The sequence below is a fragment of the Xanthomonas chitinilytica genome, from assembly GCF_026107455.2.
GTDB classification, from domain to species: Bacteria; Pseudomonadota; Gammaproteobacteria; order Xanthomonadales; family Xanthomonadaceae; genus Stenotrophomonas; species Stenotrophomonas chitinilytica.
In genome coordinates this window covers 223,117-239,897 of record NZ_JAPCHY010000003.1, presented here as the reverse complement: position 1 = coordinate 239,897, position 16,781 = coordinate 223,117, and the positions used below count along the sequence as shown (strand labels likewise).

16 protein-coding genes are annotated in these 16,781 nt (G+C 70.0%); 8 read left to right on the top strand and 8 right to left on the bottom strand.

What is annotated here, in order from left to right; genetic code table 11:
• Positions 1 to 207: 207 nt before the first annotated feature.
• The 8 genes from OK345_RS05030 to OK345_RS04995 all read right to left on the bottom strand — a co-directional run bounded on the left by OK345_RS05030 (position 208) and on the right by OK345_RS04995 (position 8,638).
• Positions 208 to 450, bottom strand: coding sequence for a type B 50S ribosomal protein L31 (locus OK345_RS05030; protein ID WP_265126832.1), 243 nt, complete (start codon positions 448 to 450; stop codon positions 208 to 210).
• 82 nt (positions 451 to 532) lie between these two features.
• On the bottom strand, positions 533 to 1,471 hold the full coding sequence (locus OK345_RS05025; RefSeq protein ID WP_265126831.1) for a nucleoside hydrolase: 939 nt from the start codon (positions 1,469 to 1,471) through the stop codon (positions 533 to 535).
• Positions 1,472 to 1,543: 72 nt separating this feature from the next.
• Entirely contained in the window at positions 1,544 to 3,646 is a 2,103-nt protein-coding gene (gene recG, locus OK345_RS05020; RefSeq protein WP_265154915.1) for an ATP-dependent DNA helicase RecG, read from the bottom strand.
• Positions 3,647 to 3,664: 18 nt separating this feature from the next.
• Positions 3,665 to 4,048, bottom strand: coding sequence for a RidA family protein (locus OK345_RS05015; RefSeq protein ID WP_265126829.1), 384 nt, complete (start codon positions 4,046 to 4,048; stop codon positions 3,665 to 3,667).
• A gap of 323 nt (positions 4,049 to 4,371) precedes the next feature.
• Complete coding sequence (locus OK345_RS05010; protein ID WP_265126828.1) at positions 4,372 to 6,531, bottom strand: RelA/SpoT family protein; 2,160 nt, start codon at positions 6,529 to 6,531, stop codon at positions 4,372 to 4,374.
• A 108-nt stretch (positions 6,532 to 6,639) separates the two neighbouring features.
• Positions 6,640 to 6,939: a DNA-directed RNA polymerase subunit omega gene (rpoZ, locus tag OK345_RS05005; protein ID WP_265126827.1), complete on the bottom strand. Its 300-nt coding sequence runs from the start codon at positions 6,937 to 6,939 to the stop codon at positions 6,640 to 6,642.
• Between the two features lie 111 nt (positions 6,940 to 7,050).
• Positions 7,051 to 7,683 (bottom strand): guanylate kinase, encoded by a 633-nt coding sequence (gmk, locus tag OK345_RS05000; RefSeq protein ID WP_265126826.1) that lies wholly within the window; start codon positions 7,681 to 7,683, stop codon positions 7,051 to 7,053.
• 94 nt (positions 7,684 to 7,777) lie between these two features.
• Positions 7,778 to 8,638, bottom strand: a complete 861-nt coding sequence (locus OK345_RS04995) for a YicC/YloC family endoribonuclease (RefSeq protein ID WP_265126825.1) — start codon at positions 8,636 to 8,638, stop codon at positions 7,778 to 7,780.
• Positions 8,639 to 8,749: 111 nt separating this feature from the next.
• Here OK345_RS04995 and rph point away from each other — a divergent pair, with 111 nt between their 5' ends.
• The 8 genes from rph (at position 8,750) to pepQ (ending at position 16,439) form a co-directional block, all read left to right on the top strand.
• Entirely contained in the window at positions 8,750 to 9,478 is a 729-nt protein-coding gene (rph, locus tag OK345_RS04990; RefSeq protein WP_265126824.1) for a ribonuclease PH, read from the top strand.
• Positions 9,475 to 9,861 (top strand): VOC family protein, encoded by a 387-nt coding sequence (locus OK345_RS04985; RefSeq protein WP_265126823.1) that lies wholly within the window; start codon positions 9,475 to 9,477, stop codon positions 9,859 to 9,861. The genes rph and OK345_RS04985 overlap by 4 nt, the downstream gene beginning before the upstream one ends.
• Positions 9,861 to 10,454, top strand: coding sequence for an RdgB/HAM1 family non-canonical purine NTP pyrophosphatase (rdgB, locus tag OK345_RS04980; protein WP_265126822.1), 594 nt, complete (start codon positions 9,861 to 9,863; stop codon positions 10,452 to 10,454). The genes OK345_RS04985 and rdgB overlap by 1 nt, the downstream gene beginning before the upstream one ends.
• Positions 10,451 to 10,987 (top strand): hypothetical protein, encoded by a 537-nt coding sequence (locus tag OK345_RS04975; RefSeq protein ID WP_265126821.1) that lies wholly within the window; start codon positions 10,451 to 10,453, stop codon positions 10,985 to 10,987. The genes rdgB and OK345_RS04975 overlap by 4 nt, the downstream gene beginning before the upstream one ends.
• Positions 10,988 to 11,015: 28 nt before the next feature.
• Positions 11,016 to 12,173 carry a radical SAM family heme chaperone HemW gene (gene hemW, locus OK345_RS04970; RefSeq protein WP_265126820.1) on the top strand — a complete coding sequence of 386 codons (1,158 nt, stop codon included), beginning with the start codon at positions 11,016 to 11,018 and terminating at the stop codon, positions 12,171 to 12,173.
• A gap of 90 nt (positions 12,174 to 12,263) precedes the next feature.
• Positions 12,264 to 14,684, top strand: a complete 2,421-nt coding sequence (locus tag OK345_RS04965) for a DUF1631 domain-containing protein (RefSeq protein WP_265126819.1) — start codon at positions 12,264 to 12,266, stop codon at positions 14,682 to 14,684.
• Complete coding sequence (locus OK345_RS04960; RefSeq protein WP_265126818.1) at positions 14,681 to 15,028, top strand: PilZ domain-containing protein; 348 nt, start codon at positions 14,681 to 14,683, stop codon at positions 15,026 to 15,028. The genes OK345_RS04965 and OK345_RS04960 overlap by 4 nt, the downstream gene beginning before the upstream one ends.
• 82 nt (positions 15,029 to 15,110) lie before the next feature.
• The gene (pepQ, locus tag OK345_RS04955; protein ID WP_265126817.1) at positions 15,111 to 16,439 is read left to right on the top strand and encodes a Xaa-Pro dipeptidase; all 1,329 of its coding nucleotides are present in this window, start codon (positions 15,111 to 15,113) and stop codon (positions 16,437 to 16,439) included.
• Positions 16,440 to 16,781 lie beyond the last annotated feature (342 nt).

Here is a 16,781-nt window from a genome sequence, read left to right as displayed (position 1 = left end):
GTGAAGTGGAGTCCGCGGCTCGCGCCACGGATCGCGCCATTATCGCATAGCAGCATTTTCGTCGTCGCTAGGACAGAAGTCGTAGACCAGCGCCGCCGCTGCAACAGGGCGTTGCGATCGGCCGCCGGAAACCCCGGCAAAAAACGGACGGCATAAAGCAACGGCCGCGCAGGGCGCGGCCGTTGCGATGGCTTCCGCTCGAAGGACTCAGCGCGCGTAGCGCTTCTGGAACTTGTCGATGCGGCCGCTGGTGTCGATGACCTTGTGCTTGCCCGTATAGAACGGATGCGAAGCCGAGGAGATTTCGACCTTGATCAGCGGATACTCTTCGCCGTCCTCCCACTTGACCGTCTCCTTGGAAGACATGGTCGAACGGGTCAGGAACTTGAAATCGGAGGTGACGTCGTGGAAAACGACGTTGCGGTAATCGGGATGAATGTCGGCCTTCATGGGCTCGCACCGTGTGGGCTGGTGGTCAAGAGCGGCATTATAGTCCCGGCCTGCGGAAATTAGCAAGCCGGGATATGGGCGTTCAGGCCAGGCCCAGCGCCGCCCGCACCTGGGCCTCGAAACGGGCCTGGTCGTAGCCGATCAGCAGCGTGGTGTTGTCCGCCTGGCCGGTCTGCCGGTTCCAGTCGACCACGGTGGCACCACGGCTGTGGCCGCCGTTCAACTCCACGTTCAGCGGACGCTGCTCGACCCGGGTCGCGCCCTCCGGCTGCAGCGCCCACGCCATCGCCAGCGCGTCGGCCGCGTACCAGCGCTCGCCGCGGCTGTCCTCCGACCACAGCCGGGTCTGGCGCGAGATCAGCTCGTAGAAGCGCGCCTTGTCGGTATCGGCGGCCAGCCACGGGCCGACGTCGGCGTGCAGCAGGCCATGGGCCACGGTGGCTTCCCAGTCGGCCACTTCGACATGCGGGAACGTGCTGAACACGATGTGCGCCGCTTCCGGGTCGAACGCGATGTTGAACTCGGCCACCGGGGTGATGTTGCCATGGCCGTTGATGGCCCCGCCCATCACCAGGAAGCGCTTCACCCGCTGCGGCAGGGTCGGGTCCAGCTTCAGCGCCAGCGCGATGTTGGTCAGCGGCCCCAGCGCGACCAGGAACAGCTCGCCGGCGTATTCGTGCGACAGCCGCAGGATCGCCAGCGCCGCGTGCTCGGCCTCGGCCTGGCGCGCCGCCGCGGGCAGGTCCACGTCGCCGAAGCCGTCGCGACCGTGCACATGCGCCGCGTCCACCGCCGGGTGCAGCAGCGGATCGGCGGTGCCGGCGAACACCGGCACGTCCTCGCGCCCGGCCACTTCGCACAGCTTCAACGCATTGCGCACGGTGTGCTCGAGACCAACGTTGCCGGCCGCCACCGTCAGCCCGACCACGTCGTGGCGCGGGTCGGCGAACGCCATCAGCAGGGCCAGCGCATCGTCCACGCCCGGGTCGGTATCAATCAGCAACGGGATCTTCTTGCTCATCTTCTCTTTCGCTTCTGGTTGGCCATGGAGTCTGGCATCGGCCGCATGACAACGGAAGCGCGGCCACCGCGGTCACGCCGCGGCGTAGCGCACCGCGCCGCCGATCCAGCGCGCGACGATGCGCTCGGCCAGCGCCGGCGACTCCACCAGCAGGCGCTCGCCCAGGGCGTGGATATCCGGCAGCAGCGCGGCGTCGCGCACCAGGTCCGCCACCCGGAACGCCGCCAGCCCGGTCTGCCGGGTGCCGAGCAGTTCGCCCGGGCCGCGCAGTTCCAGGTCCTTCTCGGCGATCAGGAAGCCGTCGCTGGTCTGGCGCATGGTTTCCAGCCGCTGCCGCGCCATCGCCGACAATGGCGCCTGGTACATCAGCACGCAGCGCGACGCCGCCGCGCCGCGACCGACGCGCCCGCGCAACTGGTGCAGCTGCGCCAGCCCCAGGCGCTCGGCGTTCTCGATGATCATCAGCGAGGCGTTGGGCACGTCCACGCCGACCTCGATCACCGTGGTGGCGACCAGCAGGCCGGTCTCGCCCTGCTTGAACGCGCGCATCGCCGCCTGCTTCTCCGCCGCCTTCATGCGCCCGTGCACCAGGCCGACGCGCAGTTCCGGCAGCTGCGCGGACAGCGCCTCGTAGGTGTTCTGCGCGGCGGTGGCCACGACCTCGTCGCTTTCGTCGATCAGGGTGCACACCCAGTACGCCTGCCGGCCCTCGGCACAGGCGATGCGGATGCGCTCGACCAGTTCCGGGCGCCGCTCGGCGCTGATCACGCTGGTCTGCACCGGCGTGCGCCCCGGCGGCAGTTCGTCGATGGCCGATACGTCCAGGTCCGAGTACGCCGCCATCGCCAGCGTGCGCGGGATCGGCGTGGCGGTCATCACCAGCTGGTGCGGCACGCTGCCACCGGTCGCGCCCTTGTCGCGCAGCGCCAGCCGCTGGTGCACGCCGAAGCGGTGCTGTTCGTCGATGATGGCCAGCGCCAGATCGTGGAACACCACGCTTTCCTGCATCAGCGCATGGGTGCCCACCACTACCTGTGCCTGTCCGGAGGCCACGTCGGCCAGCGCCTGGGCACGGGTCTTGCCGGTGACCTTGCCGGCCAGCCAGGCGATGCGCACGCCCAGCGGTTCGAGCCAGCCGCGCAGGTTGACCAGGTGCTGCTCGGCGAGCAGCTCGGTGGGTGCGGCCAGCGCCACCTGCTTGCCCCGCTCCACCGCCAGCATCGCTGCCAGCGCCGCCACCACGGTCTTGCCGGAGCCGACGTCGCCCTGCACCAGCCGCAGCATCGGATGGGCCCTGGCCAGGTCCTTGCGGATCTGTTCGAACACGCGCTGCTGCGCGCCGGTGAGCCGGAACGGCAGCGATTCGCGCAGCTGCCGCACCAGTCCGCCCTGCCCGCGCAGCGAAGGCGCGTGGTGCCGCTGCAGCGCGATGCGCTGGCGGCGCAGGCTCAGGTGGTGGGCCAGCAGTTCCTCCAGCGCCAGCCGCCGCTGCGCCGGATGCGTGCCCGCGGCGAAGGCGGCCAGGTCGGCGCCCGGCGGCGGCCGGTGCGCCAGCAGCAGCGCCTCGCGCAGCGAAGGCAGGCTCAGGCCGGCCAGCCAGTCCTGCGGCAGCAGTTCCAGCGCGGCCTCGTCGGGCAGCCGCTCCAGCGCCTGCCCGATCAGCCGGCGCAGGCTCGCCGGACCGATGCCCTCCACCGCCGGATACACCGGGTCCAGGCTTTCGCCCAGTTCGTCGTCGCCCGCGTGGCCGAGTATCCGGTAGCTGGGGTGCACGATCTCCAGCCCGTGCTGGCCGGGCTTGGGCGTGCCGTAGCAGCGCACCCGCGCGCCGATGGCGAACTGCGCCACCTGCTGCGCGCGGAAATGGAAGAAACGCAGCACCAGCGTGCCGCGGGTGTCGTCCTCGATCGCCACCCGCAGCATCGGCCGGTAGCGGAAACCGCGCTCCACCGCGGCCACCCGCCCTTCCACCTGCGCCGCCACGCCCGGCTGCAGCGCGGCGATCGCGGTCAGCCGGGTGCGGTCCTCGTAGCGCAGCGGCAGGTGCAGCCACAGGTCCTGCAGGGCGCCCAGCCCGCGCGCCTGCAGCTTGGCCGCGACCGCCGGGCCGACTCCGGGCAGCACCGTCAGCGGCGCTTCGCCGATGGCGGCCAGGGCCGGGGCAGGAGCCCGCATCCGCGCCACGCCGCCGGATCAGTCGAGGATCATCACCGCATCGACCTCGAAGCCGGCGCCCTTGGGCAGGCCGGAAACCTCGATGGTGGAGCGGGCCGGGAACGGTGCCTGGAAGTACTCCTGCATCACCGCGTTGACCTTGGCGAACTCGCCCAGGTCGGTCAGGTACAGGCCCAGGCGCACGATCCGGTCGAGCGAGCCGCCGGCTTCCTCGGCCACCGCCTTGAGGTTGTCGAACGCGCGCCGTGCCTGTGCGGCGACGTCGCCGGCGACGATCTCGCCGGTGGCCGGGTCCAGCGGTATCTGGCCGGAGAAGTACACGGTGTTGCCGGCGCGCACGGCCTGCGAGTACGGGCCGATGGCGGCCGGCGCGTTGGCGGTGTTGATGATCTGGCGGGACATGGGGAGCTCCGGTTGGGAAAAGACGGGCCATTGTAGCGTCCGCTCCCGTCCAGCCCGATCGCAGGCGCTGTCGGGCGACGCCATCGCGGGACGGCGCTGGACAAATTTTCGCCATCATTGGCGAACGCCCGCCGCGCAATGCGCGCGGGCGGTTATCCACAGTTTGTCAGCATGGCGCTGCACACCGGCTGTGGAGAACCACGCCGGATGTGCCCGCCCAGCGTGTAGAGCGCACCTTGGTGCGCTGGTAGAGCGCATCTTGGTGCGCTGGGGCTGCCGCAGGAAAGCAGCGGGGCAAGCCCCGCCCTACCCGTTCGCCGCGCTCACTGCCGCCGCACCGACTGCACCACCGACAACCGTCGCAGGCGCCGCATCACTTCGGCCAGGTGGTTGCGGTCGCGCACCTGGATGTTGAAGCACAGCACCGCGGCGTTGAAGTCGCGGTCCAGGTAGTCGACCCGCTCGATGTTGGAGTGGCTCTGCGCGATCGCCGCCGCCAGCTGCGCCAGCACGCCGGTGCCGTTCTCCACTTCCACCACCAGCGAGGTGTCGTAGTCGCCGCCGACGCTGGTATCCCAGCCGATCGGCACCCAGCGCTCGGGCGACTTGCGCAGCTCGGCCAGGTTCGGGCAGTCCAGGCGGTGCACCACGATGCCCTTGCCGGCGGTGTGGTAGCCCATGATCTCGTCGCCGGGAATCGGCTGGCAGCAGTTGGCGAAGCTGACCACGCCGCGCTCGCTGCCGTTGATCAGGATCTTTTCCTGCGAATGCTTGGAATGGCCGCCGCCGCGCAGTTCGGCATAGGCCATCAGCGCCTGCGCGGCCTGGTTCGGCATCCAGTTGCCCAGCGCCACGTCGGCCAGCAGCGCTTCCAGCCGCGGATAGCGATGCTCGGCCAGGAACGCGTCCAGCCGGCCCTTGGGCAGACGCTCCAGCGAGCTGTCCATCGCCTCCAGCGCGCGGTCGAGCATGCGGTGGCCCAGCTGCACCGCGTCCTCGTGCTCCAGTTGCTTGAGCTGGTGGCGGATGGCGGTACGCGCCTTGCTGCTGACCACGAATTCCAGCCACTGCGGCTTGGGCGTGGCCGACTTGGCGGTGATGACCTCCACCGTCTGCCCGCTGCTCAGACGGGTGCGCAGCGGCACCAGCTTCTTGTCCACGCGCGAGGCCACGGCCTGGTTGCCGACGTCGGTATGCACCGCGTAGGCGAAGTCCAGCGCGGTGGAATTCCTCGGCAAAGCGAGGATCTTGCCCTTGGGCGTGAACAGGTAGACCTCGTCCGGGAACAGGTCGACCTTGACGTTGTCCAGGAACTCCAGCGAGGAGCCGGCGGCGCGCTGCGACTCGATCAGCTCCACGATCCAGGCATGCGCGCGGCTCTGCGCGCTGTTGGGGGTGTCGCCGCCGAACTTGTAGGTCCAGTGCGCGGCCACGCCGCGCTCGGCGATCAGGTCCATTTCCTCGGTGCGGATCTGCACTTCGATCGGCGAGCCGTACGGGCCGAACAGCACGGTGTGCAGCGACTGGTAGCCGTTGGCCTTGGGAATGGCGATGAAATCGCGGAAGCGGCCGTCCAGCGGCTTGAACGTGGCGTGCACCGCGCCCAGCGCGTGGTAGCAGTTGGGCACGTTGCGCATCACCAGGCGGAAGCCGAACACGTCCATCACCTGGTCGAAGCTCTTGTTCTCGTCGCGCATCTTGTTGTAGATGCTCCACGGCGTCTTGATGCGGCTGACCAGGCGGTGCTCCAACCCTTCGCGCGCCAGCCGCTGCGACAGCTGCACCTCCACCTGCGCCATCGCCTCGCGGCGCACCACCGGCTGGCTGCGGATGTGCTTTTCCAGGATCGCGTGGCGCCACGGGTACAGCGCGCGGAAGCCCAGGTTCTGCAGCTCGGACTTGATCAGGCTCATACCCAGGCGCTGGGCGATGGGCGCATAGATCTCCAGCGTCTCGCGCGCGATGCGGCCGCGCGCCTCCGAACTCTGCGCGCCCAGGGTGCGCATGTTGTGCAGGCGGTCGGCCAGCTTGATCATGATCACGCGCAGGTCGCGCGACATCGCCAGCAGCATCTTGCGGAAGCTTTCCGCCGCCGCTTCCTGACGGTCGCGGAACTTGAGCTTGTCCAGCTTGGTGACGCCGTCGACCAGCTCGGCCACCGCTTCGCCGAACTCGGCGGCCAGTTCCTCGCGGGTGAGCGGGGTGTCCTCGATGGTGTCGTGCAGGATCGCCGCGATCAGCGCCTCGACATCCAGCCCCAGTTCGGCCAGCACCCGCGCCACCGCCACCGGATGGGTGATGTACGGCTCGCCCGACTTGCGCGTCTGCCCGGCATGCGCGGCCGCTCCCACTTCCCAGGCGCGGCGCAGCAACGGCAACTGCTCGGCGGGCAGATAGCTGGCTGCACGTTCGAGCTGGAGGACATAGTCAGGTACCGCCTCGCCCGCGGGCGTGGCTACCTGGGCGGAAGGGCCTGGGTTCATGGCGGAAGACTATGCCAGCGGAGGTACAACGGCAAACCCCGGAATGCGGAACAGCCCGCACGGGGCGGGCTGTTCCGGGGTCCACGTCGATGGTCGCGACAGGCGCGGTCAATCGTCGTTCTTGGACATGTCCTCGTCGGCGACGACTTCGGCCGCGGCCCACTCCAGCGCTTCGCGCTCGGCGCGCTCGCGCTCGGCCTTCTCGACTTCCTCGATCAGCTGGTTGTCGATCTTGCGGGCGGCGATCTCGCGCAGCGCCAGCACGGTCGGCTTGTCCTCGGTCTCGCTGTTGTCGAGGGTGGCCTGGACACCATTGGCCAGCTGGCGGGCGCGCTTGGACGCCATCATGACCAGCTCGAAACGGTTGTTAACGACTTCCAGGCAATCTTCTACGGTAATGCGGGCCATGCGGGCTCCCGGCGACCAGCAACGGCCGCTCGATCGGATGAGGAAAGGTCGCGGATTGTACGGGCCGGGGCCGGGGGAAATCAAGCCGGACCCTGAACCCGCCCTTTCGAATCAATCATTTGCCTCCGGCTCCGGGTCCAGCAGCGCGGCGATCAGGGCGCCGTGGCGTTCCTGCTGGGCCGCGCGCCGCAGGCGGCTGGCGGTGAAGATCGCGCACATCTCCGAGACCGCGGTGTCGAAGTCCTCGTTGACGATGACGTAGTCGAACTCGTTGTAGTGCAGCATCTCCTCGCGCGCGGCCGCCAGGCGCTGGGCGATCACCGCCTCGCTGTCCTGGCCGCGCTTGCGCATGCGCTCGTCCAGCGCCCGCCGCGACGGCGGCAGGATGAACACGCTGACCGCGCCGGGCACCTTCTCGCGCACCTGGCGCGCGCCCTGCCAGTCGATCTCCAGCAGCACGTCGTGTCCCGCCTCCAGCTGCGGCTCCACCGACTGCCGCGCGGTGCCCTTCCAGTCGCCATGGACCCAGGCGTGCTCGAAGAAGTCGCCGACCGCGATCATCCGCTCGAATTCCTCGGCGCTGACGAAGTGGTAGTGCTGGCCCTGCTTCTCCCCCGGGCGCGGTGCGCGCGAGGTGAAGGAGATCGACAGCGCTATCTGCGGGTCGCGCGCCAGGGTGGCGTTGACGATGCTGCTTTTGCCGGCACCGGACGGGGCCGCGACGATATAGAGGGTGCCACGCATCGCTTCAGGTCTCTGGATCGATGGATTCGGGGCGGCGCACGATAACCAGCCGGGGCCGCCGCGGCAAACGCCGCGGCCGCACCGGCCGCTGGCGTCACTCGATGTTCTGCACCTGCTCGCGGATCTGGTCGATCAGCACCTTGAGCTCGACCGCGGCGTTGGAGGTGCGGCTGTCCACCGACTTGGAGCCGAGGGTGTTGGCCTCGCGGTTGAACTCCTGCAGCAGGAAGTCCAGCCGGCGCCCGACCGGCTCGCGCTGGTGCAGCACGCGGCGGATCTCGCCGATGTGGCTGTTCAGCCGGTCCAGCTCCTCGTCCACGTCCAGTTTCTGCAGCCACATCACCAGTTCCTGCTCGGCACGACCGGGATCGACCGGGTGCGGCAGGTCGGCCAGGCGCGCGGCCAGCTTGGCGCGCTGGCCCTCGCGGATCGCCGGGATCAGCGTGCGCACCTCGCCGGCGATGCGCTCGACCGCGTCCACGCGCTCGCCGATCGCCGTGGCCAGTTGCCCGCCCTCCCGCTCGCGCGCCTGGACGAAGCCGTCGATCGTCTCGTCCAGCAGCGCCAGCGCCTCGGCCTGCAGCGCCGTCGCGTCGGCGGACTCGGCCTGCAGCACGCCCGGGTACTGCAGCAGGTCGGTGAAGCCGACCCGCATGTCCGGAAAGCGCGCGTGCAGGCGCAGCGCCAGCTCGCCCAGCTGCTCGACCAGCGCCTCGTTGACCGTCAACGCGCCGGCCGCTTCCGGCGCGCGCAGGCGCAGCACCAGGTCCAGCTTGCCGCGGCTGACGCGCGCGGCGATGCGCTCGCGCAGTTGCGGCTCCAGCGAGCGCAGGTCCTCGGGCAGGCGTACCCCCACCTCCAGGAAACGGTGGTTGACCGAACGCAGCTCGCAGCCGAGGGTGCCCCAGGGCGTCACGCGTTCGCCGCCGGCATAGGCGGTCATGCTTCGAATCATGCGGATTTCCGATGCGCTTCAAAGAGCGGATGGTACCCTAGCGCGCCCCGGATACCGGCGCCCAGCGGCCCGGCCGGCCCGTTCCGCCCTCGAGCACTCCCGGACTTCCCCATGACCTTTTCCCGTCCCAGCGGCCGCCAGGCCGAACAACTGCGCCCGGTGCGCATCGAACGCGCCTTCACCCGCCATGCCGAAGGCTCGGTGCTGGTCAGCTTCGGCGATACCCGCGTGCTGTGCACCGCCAGCGTCGAGAACCGGGTTCCCGGCTTCCTGCGCGGCAAGGGCGAAGGCTGGGTGACCGCCGAATACGGCATGCTGCCGCGCTCCACCCACACCCGCAGCGACCGCGAGGCCGCACGCGGCAAGCAGGGCGGGCGCACGCTGGAGATCCAGCGCCTGATCGGCCGCACCCTGCGCGCCTGCATCGACCGCAGCGCGCTGGGCGAGCGCACCATCACCCTGGACTGCGACGTGCTGCAGGCCGACGGCGGCACCCGCACCGCCGCCATCACCGGCGCCTACGTGGCCCTGGTCGATGCGGTGAACCACCTGCTCAAGCGCGGCGACATCAAGCGCAACCCGATCTTCGGCGCGGTGGCGGCGGTGTCGGTCGGCGTCTACAAGGGCGTGCCGGTGCTGGACCTGGACTATGCCGAGGACAGCGACTGCGACACCGACATGAACGTGGTGATGAACGACGGCGGCGGCTTCATCGAGCTGCAGGGCACTGCCGAAGGCCACGCTTTCCGCCGCGACGAACTGGACGCGCTGCTGGCGCTGGCCGAACAGGGCATCCGCGAACTGTTCGACGCACAGCAGGCGGCGCTGGCACAGCCATGAAGCGACGCCTGGCCCTGGCCACGCTGGTGGTGGCCGACTACGACGAAGCCATTGCCTGGTACACCGGGATGCTGGGCTTCGAACTGATCGAGGACAGCGACCAGGGCAGCAAGCGCTGGGTGGTGGTCGGCCCGGGCGGCGACCGCGGCGCGGCACTGCTGCTGGCGCGCGCCAGCAACGACACGCAGCGTGCGCGCATCGGCGACCAGACCGGCGGCCGCGTCGGTTTCTTCCTGCATACCGACGATTTCCGGCGCGACTACGAGGCGATGCAGGCGCGCGGCGTCGAGTTCCTGGAAACCCCGCGCGAGGAGCCCTATGCCACCGTCGCGGTGTTCCGCGACCTGTACGGCAACACCTGGGACCTGCTGGAGCCGAAATGATGAACCGGATCGTCCTGGCCAGCGGCAACGCCGGCAAGCTGCGCGAACTGCAGGCGATGCTCGCCGGCCTGCCCTACGCGATCGTCCCGCAGAAGGAACTGGGCGTGGACGACGTGCCCGAGACCGGGCTGACCTTCGTCGAGAACGCGCTGATCAAGGCCCGTCATGCCTGCCGCGTGACCGGTCTGCCGGCGCTGGCCGACGATTCGGGCCTGATCGTCGATGCGCTCGACGGCGCCCCCGGCCTGTACAGCGCCCGCTACGCCGGTTCGCCCACCGACGACGACGCCAACAACAGCAAGCTGCTGGAGGCGCTGCGCGAGGTGCCGGCAGGGCGGCGCAGCGCGCGCTTCTACGCGGTGATCGTGCTGCTGCGCCACGCCGAAGACCCGCAGCCGCTGATCTGCGAAGGCAGCTGGGAAGGCGTGATCCTGGACGAGCGCCGCGGCCATCACGGATTCGGCTACAACCCGGTGTTCCTGGACCCGGTCCACGGCCTGACCGCCGCGCAGATGGAACCGGCACTGAAGAACACCCTCAGCCACCGCGGCAAGGCGCTGGCCGCGCTGCGCGCCCGCCTGGGCGGCCAGTGAACGCGGCGGCCGCACCGGCACGCCGTTTCCGCAGCAGTTACCGCGCCTTCCTGGTGCCGGGTACGCGGGTGACCGCGATCCTGGCTGCCGTACTGCTGGCGGCGGGCGCGCTGTTGCCCCATGCCGGGGGCGCGCTGCCGTGGCAGGCCGCACTGGCCATCGCCGGGCTGACATGGCTGGGCTGGCTGATCGTCGCCGGCCTGTCCGCCACCCAGCAGGTGCGGATCCATGACGATGGCCGGATCGTGGTGCGCGGCGTCGGCACCGGTTTCCGTCGCCGCGGCTTCGCTGCCGGCGAGGTGCAGTCCGCGGGCCTGCTGCAGTGGCCGCAGGTCCGCAGCAGTCCGGCCGGACATCTCGTGCTGCAGCTGCGCCCCGCCGCGCACCGCGGCTGGAACCGGGTCGCGGTGATCGATACCCATCCATTCAACCGCAGCGACGGCGCGCTGTTCCAGGCCGTGCTCGCCGCCGTCGCCAGCGTCCAGCCACGCCTGCGCCTGCCGGTCGTCGACCGCGCCGGCAACCCTTGCTGAATCACTCCATCGCCGCCATCTCCCGTCCGTGACCACGCTGATTCCGCCACCGCTGTCGCTGTACGTGCACCTGCCCTGGTGCGTGCGCAAATGCCCGTACTGCGATTTCAACTCGCATGCGGCCAAGGGCGTGTTGCCGTTCGAGGACTACGTGGACGCGCTGATCCGCGACCTCGACTTCGACCTGCCACTGGTCTGGGGCCGGGTGGTCAACAGCGTGTTCTTCGGCGGCGGCACCCCCAGCCTGTTCCCGCCGGAGGCGATCGACCGCTTCCTGCAGGCGGCCAGCGCCCGGCTGCGCTTCGCGCCGAACCTGGAAGTGACGCTGGAGACCAACCCCGGCACCGCCGAGCACGGCCGCTTCGACCGCTACCTGGCCGCCGGCGTCAACCGCATCAGCTTCGGCATCCAGAGCTTCGACGACGCCGCGCTGCAGCGCCTGGGCCGCATCCACGACAGCGGCGAGGCCGAACGCGCGGTCAAGCTGGCGCAGGACGCCGGCTACGACAACTTCAACATCGACCTGATGTACGCGCTGCCGCAGCAGACGCTGGCGCAGGCCGAGGCCGACCTGGAGCGCGCCTTCGCGCTGCGCCCCGCCCACCTGTCGCACTACCAGCTGACGCTGGAGCCGAACACGCTGTTCTTCGCGCGGCCGCCGCAGGGCATTCCCGACGACGATGCGGCCTGGGACATCCAGGAACACTGCCAGGCGATGCTGGCCGACGCCGGCTACGCGCAGTACGAAGTCAGCGGCTACGCGCAGCCGGGCCGGCAGTGCGCGCACAACCTCAACTACTGGCGCTTCGGCGACTACCTCGGCATCGGCGCCGGCGCCCACGGCAAGATCAGCTCCGGCGCCGGCCAGCACGTGCTGCGGCGCTGGAAGCACAAGCATCCGCAGGCCTACATGGCCGGCGCCGGCAGCGCCCAGGCCATCGGCGGCGACGAGATCGTCGGCGCCGACCGCCTGCCGTTCGAATACATGCTCAACCTGCTGCGGTTGCACGAGGGTTTTGCGTTGGCCGACTTCGAGGTCCGCACCGGGCTGGATCGCCATGTCATCGCCCCGGCACTGGCCGCGGCCAGCGAACGCGGCTGGCTGCAAACCGACGCCGGCAGTGTGCGTCCCACCGCGCTGGGACGGCGCTTCACCAACGACGTGATCGAGCTGTTCCTGGCCTGAGCGACGGCCCCGATGACATCGCGGCAGTGGCGGCGGCATCGGTAAAAATGGTAAATACCGCCCTATCAGGGGAGCCGGAAAGCACATCGGATGTCAGCGTCCGCACCAACATCGTCCAGCGCCGCGCTGGCCACACTGGCCGCCGCGCCGGTACCGCCCCGGCCCCGCCAGCTGCTCGAAGCCATGCACGCGCTGGCGGTGCAGACCCTCGCCAATCCGCTCAGGCTGACCGTGGTGGAGTTCGAGCGCGAGCTGTTCAAACAGGCCGAGCGCGCCCACAGCAGCCAGCGGCAGGCCGATCTGTATGCGGAAATGCGCCAGCTGCAGGAGTCGGGCGAACGGTTCGCCAACCATTTCCTCGACGCACTGGCCGCTGCGCTGGCGGCATTGAAGCAGCCGGCAGCTCCGCTGGCCGGCGACAACCCGCGCCCGTTCCAGACCCTGACCCTGGTCGAAGACACCGACATCGACCGCGACATCGTCCTGCACGAGATCGCGCGCCGCGAAGCCTCGCGCGCGGCCACCGCCGTGCAGCTGCTGGGCCAGCGCTTCGGCGTGCTGGCCGCGCAACCGGCCTACGAAGTGGAGCAGCTGCCGATCGGGCCGTATGCGCTGTGCCGGGTACTGCGCGAGTCCGGCGAGCAGCTGGGGCTGGGGCTGGACGCACAGCTGACGCTGTACCGGGTATTCGAACGCCAGGTAATGGAGCGCTACGGCGAGCTGGTCGACCGCATCAACATCCTGCTGGCGCACGAAGGCGTCCTTCCCGGCCTGGTCTACCTGCCCTACCTGGCCCGCCAGGGTTCGCGCCGCGCCACGGTACCGGCGGCAGCCACCCCCGGTCCGGGCAACCGTGGCGCCAGCCGGCGCCCGCTGACCAGCTGGAGCGGTCAGGCCCCCAGCGCCTCCTGGTCGGTCATGGCCGAAATGACGCCGGTCGCGGCCGAAGGCACCGGTAGCGCCATTCCCGCCAGTGGCGGCGACGCCCCGGCGGCGGCGGCCAATGCCCTGCATGATGCCGGCGCGGCCCCCGGCACCGTTCCCGGCATGTCCGCCCTGCACCAGATGCTGGACACGGCGCGTGCCTCGGCGGCACGTGGCGTTGCTCCGGCAGGCGCCCCCGCGGCAGGCGAAGCGCCGGACATGGCCGCTGCGGCTTCGCAGCCGGCCGCCCCGGCCCATACCGTGCCCGGTGCCGCGGTCATGGACGTGCTGGGCAAGCTGCAGACCCAGGTCGCGGCGCCGGCAGGCGGCGGACAGCGCCGCAGCATCGCCGACATCCACAACGCGCTGTTGGCGCAGATGCGTGCCGACCACGGCCCGCAGGCCACGCTGTCGCCGCAGGACACCGACACCTTCGACCTGCTGGGCATGCTGTACAGCCAGATCCAGCGCGAGGTGCGCACCGATGCGCCCGCCGCCGACCTGCTGGTGCAGCTGCAGGTGCCGGTGGTGCGCGCGGCGATCAACGACCAGGCGTTCTTCGTGCGCGACCAGCACCCGGCGCGCGAGCTGCTCAATGCGGTGGCCGAATCCGGCGCCACCTGGCTGGGCGACGACGACACCGACCCGGCGCTGCTGCAGAAACTGAACCAGGCCGTGGAAAAGGTCGTCGCCGACTACCAGGGCGACGAGGCGGTGTTCGAGTCCGCCAACCAGGAAATCCAGGGGCATTTCCGCACCGCCGCGCACAAGGCCGAAGTGGCCGAGCGCCGCCACGTGGAAGCCGCGCGCGGCCGCGAACGGCTGGAAGCGGCCAAGCAGCTGTCCGCGCGCACCATCGACCGGCTGTGCGAGGAAACCGCGCCGCCCAAGTTCGTGCAGGCGCTGCTCAAGCAGGCCTGGACCGACGTGCTCACCCTCACCCTGCTGCGCCAGGGCGAACAGTCCGAGGAATGGCAGCAACGCCAGCAGGCGACCCGGCGCATTGCCGAGATCACCTGCGCCCCGGTCGGCGGCGACCCCGACCCGGGTTTCAGCGCCCAGCTGGAGGAAGCGCTGCTGCAGGTGGGCTACCACCGCGACGAAGCCGGTGCGATCGCCCGCCGCCTGTCCACGCCCGGCGGCGAGGACGACGTCACCTCGCGTACCGAGCTGGCCGCCAAGCTCAAGGCCCGCAGCCGGCTCGGCGAACAGGGCGACAAGGAAGCCCCGGCCGCCCCGCACAAGGCACCGCCGCCGCCGCGCAGCCCGGCCGAAGAGGAGCATTACCGGCAGCTGCGCACGCTGCCGTTCGGCACCTGGTTCGAGTTCGTCACCAACCAGCAGGGCGACGCCCGCCGCCAGCGCCTGTCCTGGTACAGCCTGATCACCGACCACGCGCTGTTCGTCAACCAGCGCGGGCAGAAGGTGGCCGAACTCTCGCTGGACGCGCTGTCGCGGCTGATGGCGCAGGGCCAGGCGCGCATCGTCACCGAGGACAAGGGGCGGCTCATCGACCGCGCCTGGCAGGCCACGATCCGCACCCTGCGCTCGCTGGCCGGCAACAGCCCCAGACCGGAGGCCCCATGATCAACGAGACCCGCCGCGCACCGCGCCGGCCGGTACCGGCACAAGTGCCGGTGTTCGACCAGATGACCGAAGCGCCGATCGGCCGGCTCGGCAACGTCTCCGAAAGCGGCATGCTGCTGCTGGCGTCGGTGCCGGTCACCGACGACGCGCTGTACCAGCTGCGCTTTCCGGTCCCGGACCGCAACGGCCGCGAAGTGCTGATCGACGTGGGCGCGCACCTGCTGTGGAGCGAACAGGCCCACGCCCCCGGCCAGTCGTGGGCGGGCTTCCGCTTCCTGACGCTGGGCAACGAACACCGGGAACTGCTGCGGCACTGGATCGAACACGTGCTTCCCGCAACCTGAGCGCCGATTCCGGCACAGCGGGGACGGCGCGATTGCGGCAAAATCGAGGCCTGCATCCCGCACTGTCGAACGAGTCTCCGCGATGAATCCGCACGATCCCGGCGCCCTGTATCCCCACCACCTGAGCGTGCTCCGGCAGCGCGCGGACGAAGCGCTGGCGCGCGGCGGCTTCGACCACCTGGTCGTCCCCAGCGGCACGCTGCATTACCAGGTGTTCGACGACCGCGACTACCCCTATGCGGTCAGCCCGCCGTTCAAGCACTGGCTGCCGCTGACCCGGCTGCCGTACAGCTGGCTGGTGTACACCCCGGGACAGCGCCCGCAGCTGATCTACTACCAGCCGCACGACTACTGGCACGTGGTGCCGGACGCGCCCAACGGCTGGTGGGTCGAACACTTCGACATCCACGTCATCCGCAAGCCGGAGCAAGCGCTGGCGCTGCTGCCGAAACCGGCCGCGCGCTGCGCGATCCTGGGCGAGCCGCAGAGCGCGCTGGGCGAATTCGTGCCGAACAACCCGCAGGCGGTGGTCGACTACCTGGAGTACCAGCGCTCGTACAAGACCCCGTACGAGATCGCGCTGATGCGCCAGGCGCAGGCGCTGGCGGTGCGCGGGCACCGCGCCGCCGAGGCCGCGTTCCGCGCCGGCGCCAGCGAGTTCGCCATCCACATGGCCTATTGCGGCGCCGTCGGCCAGGACAGCAACGAACTGCCCTACGGCAACATCGTCGCGCTCAACGAACACGCCGCGGTGCTGCACTACACCGACCTGGGCCGCAGCGCACCGCAGCCGCTGCACAGCTTCCTGATCGACGCCGGCGCCTCTTCCTGCGGCTATGCCAGCGACATCACCCGCACCTACGCGGCCGACCGCGGCGGCGAATTCCAGGCGCTGATCGACGCGGTCGACGCCGCGCAGGTGAAGATGGGCCAGGCGGTGCGCGCCGGCGCCGACTACAAACAGCTGCACATCGACGCGCACCTGCAACTGATGGCGATCCTCAAGGATTTCGGCGTGCTCAAGGTCACGCCGGAAGCGGCGCTGGCCAGCGGCGTCAGCTTCGCCTTCTTCCCGCATGGCCTGGGCCATCCGATCGGCCTGCAGGTGCACGACGTGGCCGGTTTCGCCGCCTCCGACCGCGGCGGCCGCATCGAGCGCCCCGAGGGCCATCCCTACCTGCGCATGACCCGGGTGCTGGAACCCGGCATGGTGGTGACCATCGAACCGGGCGTGTACTTCATCGACATGCTGCTGGACGAAGTGAAGAAGAACGGCCACGCCGACAGCGTCGACTGGAAGCGCGTGGATTTCTTCCGCCCCTACGGCGGCATCCGCATCGAGGACGAGGTGCTGTGCACCGACGGCGAGCCGGACAACCTCACCCGGCCGGTGTTCGCGGCGCAGGGCTGAGCGCTTCCATCCCGGTCGCTGCGATGCGTCCCCAAGCCCGGCTGCGTGATGCAGCCGGGCTTTTCGTTTGTTGGCCGGCCTGTCGCCAGCCCGCCCGCGGCTGCAATGCGGTTGCGGTTGCTGTTGCTGTTGCTGTTGCTGTTGCTGTTGCTGTTGCTCGTGATTCTGCGTTTGCTCCCGACCTTTTACTTTCGGGTTCCCTTCCGCAGCGACGGAGCCGGCGGACAAGACCCCACACAGGCGGCGTGCATGGATGCATGTCGTTTTTCGACGCGACGGGGATGTCGTGTCGAAAAATCCCGGCAGCGGAATGGACCCCACGCACGCAGCGTACGGGGGGCG